Below are 16,981 nucleotides of genomic sequence, written 5' to 3'. Positions count from 1 at the left end.
CTTTAACCCCGCGAGTCGCCTACCGCCGGTAATGGCAGAACCGCGCGTGCCCGGCGGGCGCGAGTCCGAACTCGAACTCCCCTGCGGCGAGGTCATCGACACTCACGACGACCTCCACATGGGGATTCGCGAGTTGGACTGCGCCTGCGGCGCGACTCACGCCGTCGTGCTGGACGCCCATCCGCTGGCCCGCTTCGTCCCCGAGTTCTTAGAGCAGGTCCTCGTGGAGACTGTCGAACCGGCCGACGACCACGACGAGTTCACGATGGCCCACCTGATGGGCGTCGTCATCGAGGAATTTCCCGAGCGAGTCGCCGTCGCCGACGCCGCCGAAGACGGGGCCGTGGGCTTCTCACTGGCGTGGGTCACCGACTTCGACTCGCGCCGCCTCCACGAAATCGTGGTCGAGTTGCTGGTCGAACTGATGGAACACGCCGTCAGTCACGCCGAAGACGACGCCGTGATGGCCGAGTTCGAAGAGCAGATGCTGGCGTTCGACGTGAGCGCGTTCGTCGAGCAGTACCGCGCGGAGCGGAACTTCGACGACCGACACGACACGGCGATCTGAGTGTCGGTCGAGGCGTTCCTCGGAAGTCTCGTGAACGGCGTGAACGAGCCCTCGATAGACGCAGTCTATCGGTGCTTCGACGACCGACACGACACGGCGATCTGAGTGTCGGTCGCGGCTAGCTGAGACAGTACTGTTTCCTGCGAGCAGTCCGTCCTTCGAGTGATGGACTGGCGTCCCCTCGCCGTCGCGACGCTCCTCTTGCTTACCGGCTGTAGCGGCTTCACCGCCGGAGAACGGACGCCGACGGTGACGCCCGCGCCGGTCCCCGAGCAACCGACGGGGGCGGCGGGGATTCCGGGCCTGACCAACGACAGCATCGCCGACCCCGAGGCGCTCGCGCTCGCCCACCGAGACTTGCTGGCGAACCGGTCGTACACGCTGGGCATCCAGTGGAGGGGCGGCAACAGGGGTCGGGTGACGGAACTCGCCGTCGAGAGCGAGCGTCGGTATCGCTACCGGAGCGAACGCACGACCGGTGGGTACAGCGACCGGACGTTCGTCGACGGGCCGGTCCGCTACAGTCGCGCCCGCCGACCGCTCGGCGTGCAGTTCTCGCGGGCCCAGTCCGTTCCCGCGCACGACCGCTTCGGCCACGTCACCGGTCGCCTCCTCGAAAGCTACCTCCCGGTCGGGAGCGCCCGAATCAACCCTCACCCAGGCGGGTACGAGATTGTCGCCGGGCGTGCGCCCGCGGGGTTCTACCGGACCGAGGAGTACGCCGTCCGTGCAGTCGTCACACCGCCCGGGTTCGTCCGCTCGTTCGCAGTCGGCTACCGCGACGCGGCGCAGAACACCACGGTCAGCTATCGCTTCCGGTACACGCGGGTCGACGAGACGACGGTCGACCGTCCGGGGTGGGTGCGCGACCAGTGGCCGAACGCGAGCGTCGAGACGGCAGACGCGACGACGCCGTCGGCGTATGACAACGGCTGACAGGACGCGCCCCTGCGCCGTCCGTCGATTTTCGCTAAAACGCCGTCTGACGGCTGTCTGACGGTGTTATATGGTGTTTCGGGTTTTGTATGTCCTCATGGCCATCCGCCACGGCGAGTTCGAGCGCATCCAATCGGTGCTCGACGACGCTGACGCCGACGGCCCATTCACCGCCCGGGAGATTCTCGACCTCCTGGAGCAACACGACGTGGATTTCGGGAGCGCCCACCGCGTCGCGACAGTACTGGGGCGGCGCGCCCAGTCCGGTGAGGTCGAGGTCATCGAGGACCAACCCTACCGCTATCAGTTCCCCGACAACGGGAACTGACCCGGCCAGTCCCGTCTCGGGCCGCGAGGATGTGAGGGGCCACCGTGTGAGACGGTCGCATTACGATATTCGAAATCGGGCTTCGAGACTCGTACCTTTTCGCCGGGCTTATTACGATGTGTGGGTTCGACTGGTGTAATGACAGAGGACGAAGACCGCACTATCCTGCTCATCGGGAGTGGCCCCATCAAAATCGGTCAGGCAGCCGAGTTCGACTACTCCGGCGCGCAGGCCTGCCGGGCGCTCCAGGAGGAGGGCGCGCGCGTGGTACTGGTCAACTCCAACCCCGCGACCATCATGACGGACCCGGAGATGGCCGACAAGGTGTACCTCGAACCCATCAACACCGAAGCCATCACCGAGATTATCCGGAAGGAGGACCCCGACGGCGTCATCGCTGGCCTCGGCGGCCAGACGGGCCTCAACGTCACGGCCGAACTCGCCGAGGAGGGCGTCCTCGAAGAGTACGACGTGGACGTGATGGGCACGCCGCTGGACACCATCTACGCGACGGAGGACCGCGACCTGTTCCGCCAGCGCATGGAGAACATCGGCGAACCCGTCCCCCGGTCGACCACCATCTCGCTGGACGAAGGCGAGTCGGTGACGGATTTCGACGAGGAAGCGCTCGAATCGCGCGTCCAAGACGCCGTCGACGAAGTCGGCGGCCTGCCCGTCATCGCACGCACGACGTACACGCTAGGTGGTTCCGGGTCCGGCGTCGTCGACGACTTCGACGAACTCATCGAACGCGTCCGCAAGGGCCTTCGCCTCTCCCGTAACAGCGAGGTTCTCATCACCGAGTCCATCTCTGGCTGGGTCGAACTGGAGTACGAGGTCATGCGCGACGCCGACGACTCGTGTATCATCATCTGTAACATGGAGAACATCGACCCGATGGGGATTCACACGGGCGAATCCACCGTCGTGACGCCGTCGCAGGTCATCCCCGACGAGGGTCACCAAGAGATGCGCGACTCCGCGCTGAAGGTCATCCGAGAACTCGGTATCGAGGGCGGGTGTAACATCCAGCACGCGTGGCGCGACGACGGCACGCCCGGCGGCGAGTACCGCGTCGTCGAGGTCAACCCGCGCGTCTCTCGCTCCTCCGCGCTGGCTTCGAAGGCGACCGGGTACCCCATCGCCCGCGTCACCGCGAAGGTCGCACTCGGCAAGCGCCTCCACGAAATCGAGAACGAGATTACCGGCGAGACCACCGCCGCCTTCGAACCGGCCATCGACTACGTCGTGACGAAGGTGCCGCGCTGGCCCATCGACAAGTTCCGCGATACGGACTTCGAACTCTCGACGGCGATGAAGTCCACCGGCGAGGCGATGTCCATCGGTCGGACCTTCCCCGAGAGCCTCCTGAAGGCCCTGCGTTCCTCCGAGTACACCCCCGCCGTGGACTTCGATGAACTCGACGACGAGGAACTCGAAACGGGATATCTCGTCCGCGCCTCGCCCGACCGCCCGTACGCCATCTTCGAGGCGTTCACCCGCGGCTACACGGTCGAGGAAATCGTCGACCTCACCGACATCAACGAGTGGTACGTCGAGCGCTTCGAGGAAGTCGCCGACGCCGCCGAAGCCGCGATGAACGGCGACTACGAGACGGCCGCACAGGCCGGGTTCACCAACCAAGAGATCACCGCGCTCGCGGGCGGCGAGTTCAACGACACGCACGTCTCGTGGCTCCCCGCCAGCCTCGAGGCCGAGGACGGCGACGAACCGGCAGTCGAAGCCGCGACCGACGGGTCGGGCGTCCAAGTCGATATGGTCGAAGACGACACGACCCACCGCGACTACAAACTCGTCGACACCTGCGCCGGTGAGTTCGAGGCGACGACGCCGTACTACTACTCCACCCGCGACCCGGTTTCGGGTATCGACCGCAACGAACTGCAGATCGACCCCGACGTGGAGAGCGTCGTCGTGGTCGGCGGCGGCCCCATCCGCATCGGGCAGGGGGTCGAGTTCGACTACTGTTCGGTCCACGCGGTCCGCGCCCTGCGCGAGATGGGCATCGACGCCCACGTCGTCAACAACAACCCCGAGACGGTGTCGACCGACTACGACACCTCCGACGGCCTGTTCTTCGAACCCGTCACCGCCGAGGAAGTCGCCGACGTGGTCGAGTCCACCGGCGCGGACGGCGTGATGGTCCAGTTCGGCGGCCAGACCTCCGTCGACATCGGCGAACCGCTGGAGGACGAACTCCAGCGCCGCGGCCTCGACTGCGAGATTCTCGGCACGAGCGTCGAAGCGATGGACCTCGCCGAGGACCGCGACCGCTTCAACAAACTGATGGACGAACTCGGTATCGCACAGGCCGAGGGTGGCACGGCCACCAGCAAGGAGGAAGCGCTGGACCTCGCCCACGACATCGGCTACCCCGTCCTCGTCCGTCCGTCCTACGTGCTGGGCGGCCGCGCGATGGACGTCGTCTACAACGACGACGACCTCGAAACGTACATCGAGGAAGCCGTTCGCGTCTCCCCCGACAAGCCCATCCTCGTCGACGAGTTCCTCGCCGACGCGGTGGAACTGGACGTCGACGCCGTCGCCGACGGCGACGACGTGCTCATCGGCGGCGTGATGGAACACGTCGAGACGGCTGGGGTCCACTCCGGCGACTCGGCGTGTATGATTCCGCCCCGCTCGCAGGAAATCAAGGACGTGATGCCGCGCATCCGCGAGGTCACCGAGGACATCGCCGACGCGCTGGACACCGTCGGCCTGCTGAACGTCCAACTGGCCGTCCGCGACGGCGAAGTGTACGTGCTGGAGGCGAACCCGCGCTCCTCGCGTACCGTGCCGTTCATCTCGAAGACCACGGGCGTCCCCATCGCGAAACTCGCCGCGCAGGTGATGGCGGGTCACAGCCTCGACGAACTCGACGTGGACGAGCAGATTCCCGAGCAAGTCTCCGTGAAGGAGGTCGTCCTGCCGTTCGACCGCCTGCCGGGTTCGGACCCGCGTCTCGGTCCCGAGATGAAGTCCACGGGCGAGGTCATGGGTACCGCTGGCTCGTTCGGCAAGGCCTACCAGAAGGCCCAGATGTGCGTCGGCAAGCCCATCCCGCTGTCCGGGACGGCCATCGTCGACCTGCCCATCCTCGGCTTCGAGGAGCACTTCGACGTGAAGGACTTGGACGACTTCGAGGACACCGAGGCCGTCGTCCAAGCCATCCAGGACGGCGAAATCGACCTCGTTGTCTCCCGTGACCGCGACGTGCTCGAAGCCTGCGTCGAGGAGACGGTCACCTACTTCTCGACCATCGAGAGCGGCGAAGCGGCGCTCGAAGCCATCAACTCCGACGACCAACCGCTGGCGGTGCAGGCCGTCGACGACCGTCCCAAGACCCAGCGTCAGTGGGGCGACCAGTAGCCCCGACGGCACGGTAGTTTCGATCCGTTTTCTCCGCGGCTTCGCGATGGGAAATAGCCACGCCGCGACTCCCGCAAATGCAGTTCGCCCCCGATGTCCCTCCGCCGCTCCGTCTTCGGGAGCATCCACTTCAACGGACTCCCTGTAGTCCCCGAACAGGGCCAGCGAATCGGTGACCTCGTCGCCGGAACGACGGTCGCTCGCGACGGTAATCATCTCGAAATTCGGATACGGCGAACATTCAGAATACTCGTCAAAAATTCCATGTTCGGCCCCCTCATACCGAAATATACAGATGGTGGTGGGCCTATTTCGTCAATAATACCACGTTCGCAACCCTCATGTCCGTGTAGCGAGTCCGACCGGCCATGGAGCGTGTCACGGACGGGTTCGCTGTCGACACGGCGCGTCGATGACCGACCAACGAGTCGTCGATAGGGCGCTGACGCTCGCCGAGATGGCCCCGAACGATTCGGTGACCATGGCGGTGCTCGCGGGTCGGGAAGGGCCGCATTCGAAGGCCGCGCCGCTGAACGAACCGCCGGTGACGTACCTCGAAGGCGCGGAGGCGCCGGCGTACATCCTGAGCAACGTGAAGCGGGGCATCGGCCTCGGGAGCAAGCGGAACACAGTCTCACCGCAGGGCGACCGACAGGCGCTCGTGCTCGTCACCGGTCGGCGGACGCTCTGTCTCGTCGGCCGAGAGTCCGAGGACGAACGCATCGAGATACCGCACGAGGCGGTGGCCGAAGTCACGTACAAGACCGGATTCCGAGCGCATCGGCTGACGCTCACGACGCCGCACAAGGAGTATCACTGCTGGGTCCACCGCAAGACCGAAGAGACGCTGCTCGAACAGGCGTGGACCTTCATCGAGGACCGAAAGCAAGAGACGCCGTCGGCCATCGACGACGAGGACGGCGCGAACCGAGTCATGTACCGCGGTCGGCCGGTCAAGACGGACGCCGAGACGAACGGGAACGGTGACGCGACGGCCGACGGGTCCGACGACGAGGACGCGACGAGCGAGACGTCCGAGAGCGAGGAGTACACCGTCATGTACCGCGGTCGGCCGGTCGACCGGTCCTCGTGACCGGCCGCGCGGTCGGAGCAGATACCGGCGCCGCGTAGCCGCGTCAGCCCCGGAGACCGTTCCCGTCGGTCGGCGTCTCCCTATTCTCCCGCCATCCCCAGCACGTCGTCGAAGAAGCCGAGCGAGTCGTGCGGGCCGGGGTTGGCCTCGGGGTGGTACTGGCGCGTGATGATGTTCAGGTCGTCGTTCTCCAGTCCCTCGGGGGTGTCGTCGTTGACGTTGACCTGCGTCACGTCGAGGTCGTCGCCGGGGTCGGCGACGGTGTAGCCGTGGTTCTGGGTCGTCATCACGACCTGATTCGTGCGCAGGTCGCGGACCGGTTGGTTGACGCCGCGGTGACCGAACTCCATCTTCTCCGTCTCGCCGCCCAGCGCGTTGGCGACGACCTGCTGGCCGAGACAGATGCCCGCGAGCGGCACGTCGCCGACGTACGTCTCGACGAGTTCGCCCGCCTGCTCGAAGTTCTCGGGGTCGCCGGGGCCGTTCGAGATGAACAGGAGGTCCGGGTCGACGGCCGCCACGTCGTCCTCGCTCGCGTCGTACGGGAAGACGTGGACGGCGGCGTCGCGTTCGACCAGCGAGTCGATGATGGACCCTTTCGCGCCGCAGTCGACGAGCGCGACGGTCGACCCGTCGCCGCCCTCGTTGTGGACTTCCACGCTCTCGACGGACACCTGCGCGCCGATGTCCGTGTGGTCGGACATGTGCTTACACTGGTGGAGTTCGTCCAGCGCGTCCTGCTCGGTCACGTCGGGACCGGCCGCGATACCGCACTTCATCGCCCCCTCGTCGCGAATCTCGGTGACGATGTCGCGCGTGTCGAGGTGGTCGACGGCGGGGACGCCCTCGCTTTCGAGCCACTCGGCCACGTCGTCGGTCATCTCGCGGGCGACGGCCGCGCGCGGGTGGACGCGGTCGGACTCGAAGCGCTCCTCGCGGACGCCGTAGTTCCCGATGAGCGGGTACGAGAAGGTGAGGACCTGTTCCTCGTAGGACGGGTCCGTCAGGCTCTCCTCGTAGCCGGTGTACGCTGTGGTGAACACGACTTCGCCGCGTGCGGTGCCGGGCGCGCGAGCGCGGGCCTCGATGACGCGGTCGCCCGCCAGTGCTACGTATGCGTCTGTCATTACGAGATGCGTACAGGATTCCGGTTCATAAGGATTGCTTTCGAAGCCGAGTTACGATTTTCGTAATCCTCAAGTCCACCGGGCGGGAACCCACGAATCTCGATGGACGAACTGGACAGGGAGATACTCTCGATACTCAGGCGGGACGCCCGAACCCCCTACACGGAGATAGCCGACGAGGTGGGGACCTCCGAGGGGACGGTCCGAAACCGCGTGGACCGACTGGTCGACGAGGGCGTCATCGAGCGCTTCACCGTCGCGACGCGTACCGGGAACGTCAAGTCGATGATAGAGGTGGGCGTCGACGTCAACGTCGATACGGAGGCCGTCACCGACCGTATCGCGGAATGGCCCGCCGTCGACTTCGTCTGGCAGGTGTCGGGCGAACAGGACATCGTGGTCGTCGTCGACGCCGCCGACACCGGCGCGGTCAACGACCTCATCACGCGGGCGCGAGAGTTGGACGAGGTGGTGAGCACGAAGACGCGGCTGATTTTGGACGAACGGGTCGGGTGAGCACCCTATCTGACAGCTAGCTTTTACGTCGCCACCGGCAGTACCGACCGGTATGCAGTTTTCCGGCACCCTCCCCGGCGACATCACGTCGACGTACACGCAACTCGTAAACGACGGCGCGGAGTTCCTCGCGGTCGCCGCCCTCCTGTACGGCCTCGGTCGGTTACTGGTCGTCCCCGGCGTTCGCTGGGTCCTCTCGCGGTCGAAGTTCAACCGAACCGCCGAGAGTGCGCTCGTGAGCGCGACGCACCTGCTGGTGGTCGTGGTCACGGTGGTCGTCGCGGCCAGCGTCGCCGGATTTCGGGGGAGTCTGGCCGGGTCGACGCTCATCGCCGCGGGCATCACCATCGCCATCGGGTTGGCCGCACAGGACGTGCTTGGCAATTTCGTCTCCGGCGCGTTCATCGTCACCGACCCCGACCTGAACGTCGGTGACACCATCGAGTGGGACGGCAAGCAGGGAACCGTCGTCGACATCGACCTGCGAGTGACGCGGATACGGACCCCGAACAACGACCGCATCGTCGTCCCGAACACGACGCTGGCGACGACGGCCGTGACCAACCACACGTCGACGGACCCCGTCGGCATCGACTACGAGTTCGGCATCGACTACGAAGCGGACGTAGACGACGTCGAAGCGATAATCCAGAACGTGGCACGCGATTTGGACCACGTCCACGAGAAGCCGAAACCGACCGTCGCCGTCGCCGACCTGACGAGCAGTTCCGTGGTTCTGGTGGGTCGCGTCTGGATGCCCGTCGAACGGAAGAACCGCGCTCTCGCGGTCAGGTCGGCGTTCATCCGCGGCGTCTACGAGGCCTGCCGGGAGGAGGGCATCGACCTCAGCGAGACGCCACACACCGAACTCTCCGGCGAGGTGACCGTCCACGAGTCCGGAGCGGCGGGGGAGTGACTCACTCGCTGGCGAGGAGGCCATCGAGCAGATGGATGGCTCCGTGCTTGTCGAGCGGGTCGTTGGCGTTGCCACAGTGGGGCGACTGCACGCAGGCCGGACAGCCGTCGGCGCAGTCACAGGAGCGCAGCATCGACAGCGTCGTCTCCATCAGCGGCCCCACCTCGCGGTAGGCCGCCCGCGTCAGGCCGATGCCGCCCGGATAGCCGTCGTAGATGAAGATGGTCGGTTCGCCGGTGTGGGGGTGTAACGGCGTGGAGAGGCCGCCGATGTCGCCCCGGTCACAGAGGTACTCGAAGGGGAACATCGAAATCATCGCGTGCTCGGCGGCGTGGATCGCGCCGGGGAAGTCCCCGGGGTCGCCGCTCCCGTCAGTCTCGACGGCCCGCCCGTCGTCGGCCGTCTCGGCGGCCCCGCCGCGAATCTCGCTTTCGAGGTCCGACGGGACGGTGTAGTACAGCGCCTTCGTCTCCAGGGTCGTCTCCGGGAGGTCCAGCGGCCGCCGCCCCAGTACGTCCCCGGAAGAACCGTCGCGGCGCTCGTAGCCCGTAATCTGCTTGCGCATCGTCACCGAGGCGAAGCGGACTGGCACGTCCTCGCGGGTCGGCAAGGGTCGCTCGGCCAAGTCCGTCTCGACGGTGATGGTCTTGTCGTGGCGGACGCGCGTGTAGTAGTTCGCCCACGTGCGGTCGAGTTCGGCGACGCCCGTCGACAGGTCGAGGTCCGTCACCTCGTAGCGACGGCCCTGGTGGTGGTATATCGCGCCCGGATGGGCGTCCCGCAGGGCGTCCTCGAAGGGGAGTCTGGCGATAACGTCGCCCTTCGCCACCAGTTTCACCTCGCGGTCGTCGACGGTGCGGAGGCTCATGTCGTGGTGCGGGCGGCCGTTCGAGAGCCACCGGACCCCCTCCTCGGTCGACCGGCGCTCCAACTTCCCCGCGGATTCGAGGCCCGCCACCACGTCGGGGAACGTCTCGCCGAAGTGCCGGTCGTCTCCTGGCGAGAGCCAGTTCTCGCTGGCGGCGGCGAGGACGTGGTTCGGGAGCAACTGCTCGTTCTCGGGGTTCGTCACCGCCTGCTCGGCGGCCTTCTCGAACAGCGTCTCGGGATTGCGGAGGACGTACTGGTCGAGTTGGTCCTCGCCGCCGACGAGGACGACCAGCGCCGGGTCGGTCCCGCGCCCCGCGCGGCCCGCCTGCTGGAACGCGCGCATCCGCGTGCCGGGGTAGCCGTCCAAGACGACGGCGTCCAGTCCGCCCACGTCGACGCCGAGTTCCAGCGCGCTGGTCGACCAGACGCCGCGCAGGTCGCCCGACTGCAACCGGGTTTCGAGGTCGCGGCGCTTCTCGTCGGTGAGCGCCGCCTGATACGCGCCCACGCCGTCGGCGAGGTCGTGGTGGCCGCGGTCCCGTAACTCGTCGGCGCTGTCGCTGGCGTAGCGCTCGGCGGTCTGTCGGGACCCGGCGAACACGACGGTCTGGAGGCCCCGTGCCACGAGGTCGACGAACAGCCGTTTCGTCTCGACGTGACTGGACTTCCGCCGGCCGCTCCCCCACCCATCCCCACCGTCGGACGAGTCCGACGAGCCTCCGCTCGCGGTGCTCGCGGAGACACCGTCGTACTCGGGCGGATTCCACAGCAGCCAGTGTCGCGGGCCGCTGGCGCTCGCGTCCGCGTCGACGAGCGCGTACGACGACTCGGGGTGGCCGGTGACCGTCGCCGCGTGGTCGACCGGGTTCCCGATTGTCGCCGAACAGCAGACCCACTCGGGGTCGCTGTCGAACCGCTCGGCGATGCGCTGGAGGCGGCGAAACACGAGCGAGACGTGGCTCCCGAACACGCCCCGATACCCGTGGACTTCGTCGACGACGACGGTTTCGAGCCGTTGGAAGAACCAGTCCCACAGGCGGTGGGCGTGTGGCAGGATGCCGTAGTGGAGCATGTCCGGCGTCGTCAACAGGACCGTGGGCTGGCGCTCCCGGATGGCCTCCTTCTCGGAGTTGGACTGGCGGCCGGTGTACTGGGCCACCGAGACGCCGGAGGCGAATCCGAGTCCCTGTGCCAACTCCGAGAGCGTCTCCGTCTGGTCGTTGATGAGCGCGACCTGCGGGGCGACGTACAGGGTCGTCGCTCGGCGGTCCAGCGCCCGCTCGAAGGCCGGGACGGTGTAGGCGAGACTCTTGCCGCTGGCCGTCTCCGTCGCGAGGACGACGTTCTCGCCGTCGCGCACGGCGTCTATGGCGGCGACCTGGTGGGCGTAGAGGTCCGTGATGCCTTCGTCGGCGAGGACGCCCGCAAGCCGAGTATCGAGGTCGCAGTCGGCCAGCGTCGCCCCCCGTCCGGGGACGGTGCGCTCGTCGACGATTTGGCCCTCGTAGTACGGACGGTCCCGCAGCCACGCGATAGTGTCGTCCACGGGCGGGCTAGGGAGCGGGTCAGTATCGGTCTTGCTGTTCGTGCGAGACGGTCGCACGCCCGGGAGCGCGGTCGGGACCGGCCCCCGGCGGCAGGTCGGCGACGGCCTCGGGGAGCGAGTCGACGGTCGCGACGGTCGTTCGGCCGGACTGAATCGCGGGGACGCCCTCGCCCTCGACGACGACGAGTCGGTCGGCGGCAGCGACGACGGACTCGTTGGCGTCGCCCGCGTCGCCCGCGAGGACCACCGCGTCGGCGTCGCGGACCATTTCGCACGCTCGCTCGCGCGCGTTCGCGTCGACGCCAGCGAACGGGGGGACGGTGACCGACTGACAGTCGAGTTCGGTCGCGCGTTCGGCGGCGGCGTCGCCCGCGGGAACGACGCCGACGGTCACCGATAGCCCGGCAGCCACGAGGCGGGCGACGGCGGCCGCGGCCTGCGTGCCCGTGCCGACGACGTGAACCGTCTGGTCCCGTGGCTCGCGGTCCGAGAGCGGCGTCACCAGCGGCGCGTGGGTTCCCGGTTGCCGGGTCACGAGCGTCTCGGCGTCGAAGGCGTCGCCGAGCGTCTCGGAGGTGAGCACGTCCGTTGGGTCGCCCGCCGCCCGCACCGTGCCGTCGGCCAGCAAGACGAGTTCGTCGCAGTACCGCGCGGCGAGGTTCAGGTCGTGGATAGCCGCGACGGCCGTCTTCCCCTCGTCGACGAGTTCGGCGACGAGTTCCAACGTCCGGACCGCGTGGTTGATGTCCAGATTCGCGGTCGGTTCGTCCAGTAGGAGGACCGGCGTCTCCTGTGCGAGCGCCCGGGCCAACAGCACCCGTTGGCGCTCCCCGCCGGACAGCGAGGTCACGTCCCGGTCGGCGAACCGCGCGACTTCCGCGCGTTCCATGGCGGCCTGCACGGCCTCCCGGTCGGTCTCGTCCGCGCGGTCGAACCGGCCCAGATGCGGGGTCCGACCCATCTCGACGGTCTGTTCGACGGTGAAGCCGAAAGAGAGCGTCGTGGCCTGCGGGGTGCTGGCGGCGCACCTGCTGACTTCTTTCGCGGAGAGTCCGTCGATGGACTCACCGGCGACCCGCACCGTCCCGCTGTCGGGCGAGAGCGTCGCCCTGAGCGTCCGCAGGGCCGTCGTCTTCCCCGCGCCGTTGGGGCCGACGAGGCCGACGAACGACCCGCACTCGGCGGTGATGTCCACGTCCGAGAGAATCTGTTGTCCCCCGAGCGAGACGCCGACGCCGTCGGCTTCGAGCATCGGAATCGGGTCGCCAGCGTGACCGCCCGCATCGTCCCCCGTCACAGTTCGTGCACCTCCCGATTTCGGAGGAGATACAGGAAAAAGGGCGCGCCGAGCGCGGCGGTGACGATACCGACCGGTATCTCGGCCGTGCCCGAGCGAGCGAACGTGTCCGTGACGACGAGGAACGACGCACCGGCCAGCGCCGCCGTCGGCAGGAGGATGCGGTGGTCCGGGCCGACCACGAGTCGCATGACGTGGGGGACGATGAGGCCGACGAAGCCGATGATACCGGCGACGGCGACGCCCGCCGCCGTCGTCAGCGAGGCGAACGCCAGTAAGATTCGCTTGGTCCGCTCCACGTCGATGCCGAGGCTCTGGGCGTCCTCCTCGCCGAGCAAGAGGACGTTCAGGTCCCGCGCGTACACCATGAGGACGGCGAAGGGGACGAGGACGAGGAGGAGACTCGACCACACCTCGGGCCACGACGCGCCCTTGAGGTGGCCCATCAGCCAGAACAGCGCCCGGCGGATGCTCTCGCCGCTGTGGAGCAGGAGAAAGGAGACCACGGCGCCGAGAAACGTCTGGACGGCCACGCCCGCCAACAGGAGCGTCGCGACGGGGGTCTGGCCGTTCTGCGTCGCGATGAGGTAGACGCCGAACGCCGCCAGTAGCGCCCCCGAGAAGGCCGCGGCGCGCAGACCGAGGCCGAAGGGAAGCGCCACCGGCGCGACGATGAACGCCACCGCGCCGACGGCGGCGCCCGAGGAGACGCCGATAATCGAGGGGTCGGCCATCGGGTTCCGAAAGATGCCCTGCATAATCGTCCCGGCGGCCGCGAGCGAGAACCCGACGACCGCTCCCAGCAAGATGCGCGGGAGGCGAACTCGGAGGACGATTTGGCGCTGGAGGTCGTCGACGGCGAATCCGAAGGGCGACAGCGTCGTCACGCCGAGTGTCGTCCCCGAGAGGTCGACGGCCGTCGGAACGGCGACGGCGTTGAGTAGCACTTTCCCGACCGCGCCGGGCGGAATCCACACCGGGCCGATACCGGCGCTGACGGTGACGACGGCACAGAGGAGCGCCGCGAGCGCCAGCGACCACGTGAGCGTTCGGCCCGACTGTTGCACGACTGCAACGTCACTTGCATTAGGTAAATATTTATTGTTCCCGCTCGCCGCCACACACGATGCGACGATACGCCACGCTGGTGGTCGGCCTCGCGCTCTGTCTTTCGGTAGTCGGTGCGACTCCGGCCGCCGCGAGCGCGCAGTCGACGCAGTCGGACTGTTCGTTCCCGATGACGGTGACAGACGCCACGGGAACCGAGGTAACCATCACGGAGCGCCCCGACCGGGTGACGACGACCAACCCGTCGGCCGCTCAGACGATGTGGGAAATCGGCGGCCGCGAGCAGGTGGTCGGCCTGACCCAGTACGCCTCCTACCTCGACGGGGCCGATAGCCGGACCAACGTCTCCGCCGGGTTCGGCGTCAACGTCGAGAAAGTTCTCGAAACGGAACCGGACCTCGTTATCGCGCCGAACTCCAGCGCCGGTGACGTGGCAGCGCTACGACAGGCGGGCCTGACGGTCTATCACCTCCCGGCCGCGACGACAGTCGACGACATCCGCGAGAAGACGACGACCGTCGGCCGCATCACCGGCAACTGCGAGGGCGCGGCCGAGGCCAACGCGTGGATGACCCAGAACGTCGACGCCGTGCAGAACGTCACCGCTGACGTCGAAGACCGCCCGACGGTCGTCTATCCCCTCGGAAGCGGCTACGTCGCCGCGAACGGGACGTTCATAGACGCGCTTCTCACCATCTCCGGCGCGGACAACGTCGCCGCCCGGAACCACAGCGGCTACCCGCAACTGAACAATGAGGTGTTGCTCCAACTGAAACCCGAGGTGCTGGTCGTCACCGAGCGGACGGTCGGTATCGTGAACGAGGAACCGTACGCCAGCACCACCGCGGGCGAGACGAACGCGACGATTCGGCTTCGCGTGCGCGACCTGAACCAGCCGGCCCCCCGTAGCGTCGTCAACACCGTCCACAACGCGACTCGTCAGCTCTACCCCGAGCGGTACGACGAGGCGGCGTACGTCCCGCGGTCGGCCGTCAGTAGCGAGACGGAAACCAGAACGGCAGCCCCGACGGTAGCTTCCCACTCGGCGACGCCGACTGAAACAGCGACGACGACCGGGAGCGGTCCCGGATTCACCGTTCTCACCGCGTTGCTGGCCGTCCTCACCGCGACAGCGCTCGTTCGGCGGCGCTAACGGAGGCTATCCGAGTCCTCCGGATAAGCCGCGTTTACTCGGCAGTTGTTTTTCTTTACAGGAGATGCTGCTTCGAGTGTACTGTAAATACAATTCCAAATTGTTTGGGTAAAACAGCTGTCGTAACAATGTAAATTTGCGCAAAATTTTTTGTTTAGGGTGCTAACTGTCACGGTAGACCGTTTGTGATTTAAGATGACTGACAAAAGTTCCCGCCTCCACGACGCGCTCTCACGACGAAAACTCATGCAGGCAGTTGGGGGCCTCGGCGTCGCCTCGATTGCTGGCTGTTCCGGCCTGAGCAACGGCGGTGGCGGTGGCTCCGTCGACCCCGTCCAAGACCGCGTCACCGTCGACCCGGCCGACATCCAAGAGGGCGGGACGTTCCGGACCGCCATCGGCGCGAACCCCGACACCTTCGACTTCCCCGAGAGTTCCTCTGCGACGGCCTCCATCCTCCACAACCTCCTGTTCGACGGGATGATTACCACCAACGCCGCCGGCGAACTGTTCCCGTGGCTGGCCGAATCCTACGAACAGGTCGACGTACAGGACGTTTCTGCGGGCGACTACACGGACTACATGACGACGGTGCCCTACGCCGAAACCGAGGACGGCACCGTCTACATCGACACCGAGAAGCAAATCGTCATCGAGAGTCCCGACAACCCCGACAGTCCCTCCGCGGGTGACGAGGCCCAAGTCCTCACGGTCGACGAGGCGGGCGACGCCGTCGCCGACGGCACCTACGGGATGCACTACCAGTTCGAACTGCACGAGGGCGTCGAGTTCCACGACGGCGAGGAGATGACCGCCGACAACGTCGTGGCCTCCTACGGCCGTATCGAGAACTCCACGCTCTCGGGGCAGGTGTTCGACTCGCTCCTGTCCATCTCCGCCGACGGCGACTACACTGTCGACCTCTACGCGCAGGAACCGGACGCCTCCGCCGTCCGCGAACTCGGCGGTCTTCCGGTGTACCCCTCCGAGATTACCGAGAACGTCCCGCTGGGCGAGATGGACCCACGGCAGGGCAACACCCCGCTGGGAACCGGGATGTTCACGCTCGACGAGTTCCAGAACGAGGAGTACGTCATCTTCGCGAAGAACGAGAACTACTGGTTCGACACCGAGATGAAAGACTGGTTCGACGGCCCCTCGGAGTTCCCGAACGGCCCGGTCGTCGACGAAGTCGACATCTCCATCATCTCCTCGGACTCCCAGCGTGCCGGAGCGCTCCAGAACGGCGAAATCGACATGACGTTCGGCCTGACCGCGAGCACGCTGACGAACTACCAGCAGTCCGAAGACTACCGGACCGCGCCGACCGACGGCGCTGGCTACACGTTCATGCAGTACCCGGTCCGCGTCGAACCGTGGACCAACGCCAGTCTCCGCCGCGCGGTGAACAAACTCATCCCCCGACAGAGCATCTCCGACAACATCTTCCAGGGCTGGGAGAGTCCCGCGTGGGTCCCCTTGCCGCCCATCGGGGCGTCCACGGGGTCGACCGACTACGAGGCGATGGTCGAGGAACTCCGGAGCTACAACGAATACGAACCGGAGGCCGCGGCCGAACTCGCCGAGGAGGCCGCGAGCGAAGACGACATCGAGTTCCCCGTCGAGGTCACCTTAGAGACGAACTCCGACAACGACGACCGGGTCCGGACCGTCGAACTCATCGCCGAGTCGATGAGCCAAGAGATCAACGGGACCCAGTACTTCGACGTGACCGTCAACACGAAGGAGTTCCTGACCTTCGTCAGCCAACTCCTCTCGGAGGACTACTGGGACCAGGGCAAACTGGCCTTCATCGGTCTCTCCGGCGGCTTCAACCCCCACGGCTACGCGAAGTCCGTCCACAGCCCCGAGAACTTCGCCCAGTGTTGTAACTTCCAGAACATCGACTTCCCGGACCTCAACGAGGCGATGCGACAGGCCCGCTACGGCGTCGACGTCGCCGAGGACACGCAACTCCGACAGGAACGCTACGAGGATATCTGGGAGATGATTCTGGAGTTGAACGGCAACTCCTACGGCACTCACAGCACGCTGGTCGGCGTCGTCAACAACGAGGTGAAAGGGTTCAACACGTACCCGAGCACGCAGGACATCGTCGGCTACGCGCTGTACAACCCGACGGACGAACAGATAACCTACCTGGACCGGTAGG

The 16,981-nt window shown here is 66.7% G+C and carries 13 protein-coding genes; 9 read left to right on the top strand and 4 right to left on the bottom strand.

Annotated features, from left to right (window positions below):
• Positions 1–31 precede the first annotated feature (31 nt).
• The 5 genes from NJQ44_RS14860 (at position 32) to NJQ44_RS14840 (ending at position 6,315) form a co-directional block, all read left to right on the top strand.
• On the top strand, positions 32–568 hold the full coding sequence (locus tag NJQ44_RS14860) for a DUF5815 family protein (protein WP_254272137.1): 537 nt from the start codon (positions 32–34) through the stop codon (positions 566–568).
• Between the two features lie 165 nt (positions 569–733).
• Positions 734–1,504 (top strand): hypothetical protein, encoded by a 771-nt coding sequence (locus NJQ44_RS14855; RefSeq protein ID WP_254272136.1) that lies wholly within the window; start codon positions 734–736, stop codon positions 1,502–1,504.
• 97 nt (positions 1,505–1,601) lie between these two features.
• Positions 1,602–1,832: a hypothetical protein gene (locus NJQ44_RS14850; RefSeq protein ID WP_254272135.1), complete on the top strand. Its 231-nt coding sequence runs from the start codon at positions 1,602–1,604 to the stop codon at positions 1,830–1,832.
• Between the two features lie 138 nt (positions 1,833–1,970).
• Positions 1,971–5,222, top strand: coding sequence for a carbamoyl-phosphate synthase large subunit (carB, locus tag NJQ44_RS14845; RefSeq protein ID WP_254272134.1), 3,252 nt, complete (start codon positions 1,971–1,973; stop codon positions 5,220–5,222).
• 412 nt (positions 5,223–5,634) lie between these two features.
• On the top strand, positions 5,635–6,315 hold the full coding sequence (locus NJQ44_RS14840; RefSeq protein ID WP_254272133.1) for a hypothetical protein: 681 nt from the start codon (positions 5,635–5,637) through the stop codon (positions 6,313–6,315).
• 80 nt (positions 6,316–6,395) lie between these two features.
• Here the strand turns inward: NJQ44_RS14840 and carA are convergent, their stop codons facing one another.
• Complete coding sequence (gene carA / locus NJQ44_RS14835) at positions 6,396–7,442, bottom strand: glutamine-hydrolyzing carbamoyl-phosphate synthase small subunit (protein WP_254272132.1); 1,047 nt, start codon at positions 7,440–7,442, stop codon at positions 6,396–6,398.
• Positions 7,443–7,544: 102 nt separating this feature from the next.
• Here carA and NJQ44_RS14830 point away from each other — a divergent pair, with 102 nt between their 5' ends.
• Together NJQ44_RS14830 and NJQ44_RS14825 are read left to right on the top strand one after the other, a co-directional pair.
• On the top strand, positions 7,545–7,958 hold the full coding sequence (locus NJQ44_RS14830) for an Lrp/AsnC family transcriptional regulator (protein ID WP_254272131.1): 414 nt from the start codon (positions 7,545–7,547) through the stop codon (positions 7,956–7,958).
• 52 nt (positions 7,959–8,010) lie between these two features.
• A complete protein-coding gene (locus NJQ44_RS14825) occupies positions 8,011–8,874 on the top strand; it encodes a mechanosensitive ion channel family protein (RefSeq protein WP_254272130.1) in 864 nt (287 codons plus the stop codon).
• Position 8,875: 1 nt separating this feature from the next.
• Here NJQ44_RS14825 and NJQ44_RS14820 read toward each other — a convergent pair whose 3' ends face one another.
• The 3 genes from NJQ44_RS14820 to btuC are packed head-to-tail and all read right to left on the bottom strand — an operon-like array spanning position 8,876 to position 13,654.
• On the bottom strand, positions 8,876–11,290 hold the full coding sequence (locus NJQ44_RS14820; protein WP_254272129.1) for a DEAD/DEAH box helicase: 2,415 nt from the start codon (positions 11,288–11,290) through the stop codon (positions 8,876–8,878).
• A gap of 19 nt (positions 11,291–11,309) precedes the next feature.
• A complete protein-coding gene (locus tag NJQ44_RS14815) occupies positions 11,310–12,542 on the bottom strand; it encodes an ATP-binding cassette domain-containing protein (RefSeq protein WP_254274343.1) in 1,233 nt (410 codons plus the stop codon).
• A 41-nt stretch (positions 12,543–12,583) separates the two neighbouring features.
• Positions 12,584–13,654 (bottom strand): vitamin B12 ABC transporter permease BtuC, encoded by a 1,071-nt coding sequence (gene btuC, locus NJQ44_RS14810; RefSeq protein ID WP_254272128.1) that lies wholly within the window; start codon positions 13,652–13,654, stop codon positions 12,584–12,586.
• A gap of 59 nt (positions 13,655–13,713) precedes the next feature.
• Here btuC and NJQ44_RS14805 point away from each other — a divergent pair, with 59 nt between their 5' ends.
• Positions 13,714–14,808, top strand: coding sequence for a PGF-CTERM-anchored ABC transporter substrate-binding protein (locus tag NJQ44_RS14805; protein WP_254272127.1), 1,095 nt, complete (start codon positions 13,714–13,716; stop codon positions 14,806–14,808).
• A gap of 246 nt (positions 14,809–15,054) precedes the next feature.
• A complete protein-coding gene (locus NJQ44_RS14800) occupies positions 15,055–16,980 on the top strand; it encodes an ABC transporter substrate-binding protein (protein WP_254272126.1) in 1,926 nt (641 codons plus the stop codon).
• The last annotated feature ends 1 nt before the right edge of the window (position 16,981 follow it).

The organism is Haloarcula marina (genome assembly GCF_024218775.1).
GTDB classification, from domain to species: Archaea; Halobacteriota; Halobacteria; order Halobacteriales; family Haloarculaceae; genus Haloarcula; species Haloarcula marina.
The sequence above is the reverse complement of the archived record's forward strand: the minus strand, read 5'-3'. Positions and strand labels throughout refer to the sequence as shown.

Coding starts and splice junctions, on each gene's coding strand:
- NJQ44_RS14860 (WP_254272137.1), top strand. CDS start 32: ATGGCAGAACCGCGCGTGCCCGGCGGGCGCGAGTCCGAACTCGAACTC.
- NJQ44_RS14855 (WP_254272136.1), top strand. CDS start 734: ATGGACTGGCGTCCCCTCGCCGTCGCGACGCTCCTCTTGCTTACCGGC.
- NJQ44_RS14850 (WP_254272135.1), top strand. CDS start 1,602: ATGGCCATCCGCCACGGCGAGTTCGAGCGCATCCAATCGGTGCTCGAC.
- carB (WP_254272134.1), top strand. CDS start 1,971: ATGACAGAGGACGAAGACCGCACTATCCTGCTCATCGGGAGTGGCCCC.
- NJQ44_RS14840 (WP_254272133.1), top strand. CDS start 5,635: ATGACCGACCAACGAGTCGTCGATAGGGCGCTGACGCTCGCCGAGATG.
- carA (WP_254272132.1), bottom strand. CDS start 7,442: ATGACAGACGCATACGTAGCACTGGCGGGCGACCGCGTCATCGAGGCC.
- NJQ44_RS14830 (WP_254272131.1), top strand. CDS start 7,545: ATGGACGAACTGGACAGGGAGATACTCTCGATACTCAGGCGGGACGCC.
- NJQ44_RS14825 (WP_254272130.1), top strand. CDS start 8,011: ATGCAGTTTTCCGGCACCCTCCCCGGCGACATCACGTCGACGTACACG.
- NJQ44_RS14815 (WP_254274343.1), bottom strand. CDS start 12,542: ATGCTCGAAGCCGACGGCGTCGGCGTCTCGCTCGGGGGACAACAGATT.
- NJQ44_RS14805 (WP_254272127.1), top strand. CDS start 13,714: ATGCGACGATACGCCACGCTGGTGGTCGGCCTCGCGCTCTGTCTTTCG.
- NJQ44_RS14800 (WP_254272126.1), top strand. CDS start 15,055: ATGCAGGCAGTTGGGGGCCTCGGCGTCGCCTCGATTGCTGGCTGTTCC.